The sequence below is a fragment of the Nocardia sp. 2TAF39 genome (assembly GCF_052114905.1).
Lineage (GTDB): Bacteria > Actinomycetota > Actinomycetes > Mycobacteriales > Mycobacteriaceae > Nocardia.
The window spans coordinates 1-2,430 of record NZ_JBFRFQ010000119.1 but is presented as its reverse complement, the minus strand read 5'-3'; the positions used below and the strand labels follow the sequence as shown (position 1 = coordinate 2,430).

Here is a 2,430-nt window from a genome sequence, read left to right as displayed (position 1 = left end):
CTCACCATGCCGGTCGATGTTCTCTACAAGTGTGAGTTGTAGGTCGAATTTGGCCAGTGGCACCGCCAGATCCACCCCGGACACCGAAAGTCCGGGCAGTTCCAGCTCGGTGCGCGCCAGGTTCTGGAAGGTCAGCATCACCTGGAACAGTGGATGCCGACCCGTCGAACGCATCGGATCCAGTAGCTCCACCAGCCGCTCGAACGGGACGTCGGCGTGTCCGAACGCTTCGATATCGATCCCGCGCACTGCCCGCAGTAGTTCATCGAAGCGTGCACCGGAATYGATCTCGGTCCGCAACACCAGTGTGTTGACGAACATGCCGATCAGATCGTCCAGTACTGCCTCACCGCGCCCGGCGATCGGAGTACCGACCGCGATATCGCGGGTGCCCGACAACCGGGCCAGCAACACCGCAAGTGCCGTGTGCATCACCATGAACAATGTCGAATTATGGCTGTACGCGAGACGACTCAACGCCGCATGCACATCGGCATCGATCTCGAAACCGACCGTCGCACCACGGTAGGACGCGACCGCGGGACGTGCGCGATCGGCAGGCAATTCCAATTGCTCGGGCAGCCCCGCCAACTCGCTGCGCCAAAACGCGATCTGCCGCGCCAATACCGAATCGGGGTCTTCCTCGACGCCGAGGACCTCACGCTGCCAGATCGCATAGTCGGCGTATTGCACCTCGAGCGCGGGCCATTCCGGTGCACCGCCACGCATCCGGTCCGCGTACGCGCGCATCAGGTCCCGGGTCAACGGACCCATCGAGAACCCGTCACCCGCGATGTGGTGCACCACACAGATCAACACATGCTCGGTCTCGCTCAACACCAGCAGCAGCACCCGCACCGGCGGTCTGCTGGTCACGTCGAAACCCTCGGTCACCGCGGCAGCGACAAGCGCGGGCACCCGAGCCTCGTCGGCTTGCTCGACCACGAACTGCGGCACTGCACGCGGATCACCGATCGGCAACACCACCTGGTAACCCTCGCCGTCGACCTCCGGGTAGAGGGTGCGCAGCACCTCGTGGCGCTCGGCTAGGTCGCGCACCGCTGCCCGTAACGCATCGACGTCGAGCCGACCCGAGAGACGCACCACGGTCGGAATGTTGTTCACCGCGCTGGCCGGATCGAAACGGTTCAAAAACCACATACGCTGCTGGGCATACGACAACGGCACCCGTTCCGGCCGCGGACGCGGACGCAACCGCGTACCCACGGTCGAACCCACGTGCTGTTCCACGCGTTCGGCGAGCGCGGCGACGGTGGTCGCCTCGAACAGCAGCTGCACCGGGACCCGCAGATCCAGCGCGGAGCCGATCCGCGCCGCGGCCTGCGCGGCAAGCAACGAATTGCCACCGAGCTCGAAGAAGTCGTCGTCCGCGCCGACCCGGCCGTCCTCCTCGGCCACCAGCAACGCCGCGAACACCTCGGCCACGATCTCTTCAACCGGTGTCGAGGGCGCACGGAACACGCGCGCAGCGAAAACGGGTTCCGGTAGCGCGGCGCGGTCGAGTTTGCCGACCGGGGTCAACGGGATCTCGTCCAACACCATGATCGCGGCCGGAACCATGTACGCGGGCAACGACTCCGCGAGGAACTCCGTCAGCACACCGGTATCCACCACAGCCCCCGCACCGGGCAGCACATAAGACACCAAAGCCGTCGCCCCCGACGGCAACGTCTTACCCGACGTCGCCGCGAAATCGATATCCGGGTGAGCGGTCAACGCGTTGTCGATCTCACCGAGCTCGATACGGAACCCACGGACCTTCACCTGGAAATCCGAACGCCCCAAATACTCGATGACCCCACCCTCACCACCGGATTCGGTGCGGCGCACCAAATCGCCAGTGCGATACAGCCTCGCACCGGGATTACCGATCTCGGCACCGAAAGGGCTGGCCACGAACCGTTCCGCGGTCAGTCCCGGCCGCCCGAGATAACCCTGCGCCAACGCCGCACCCGACAGATACAACTCACCCACCACCCCCGCGGGCACCGGACGCAACCGCGAATCCAGCACGAACACACCGACTCCCGCGATCGCCGAGCCGATCGTGATCGGATCACCCGGCCCTATCGCCGCGGTACTCGTAGCCAGAATCGTCGCCTCGGTAGGCCCGTAACCGTTGTAGAACTCCCGCTCACCCGCCCACCGGGCAACCAACTCCGGCCCGAACCTGTCCCCCGCCACCACCACAACCTGCAGATCATCCAAACCCGTCGGATCAACCGACTCCAACGCACCCGGAGTGATCAACATGTGCGTCACACGCTCACGCCGCAACAAATCCGACAGTTCATGCCCACCGAACACCGACGGCGGCGCGATCACCAACGTCGCCCCGGAAGAGAACGCCAGCAGCAACTCCAGCACCGAAACATCGAAATTCGGCGAGCACACGTGCAACACCCGCGA

1 protein-coding gene is annotated in these 2,430 nt (G+C 64.8%); it reads right to left on the bottom strand.

The window, feature by feature from the left end; translation table 11 throughout:
* On the bottom strand, positions 1-2,430 hold a 2,430-nt coding region (locus AB4Z47_RS30540), incomplete at both ends, for a condensation domain-containing protein (protein WP_441956161.1).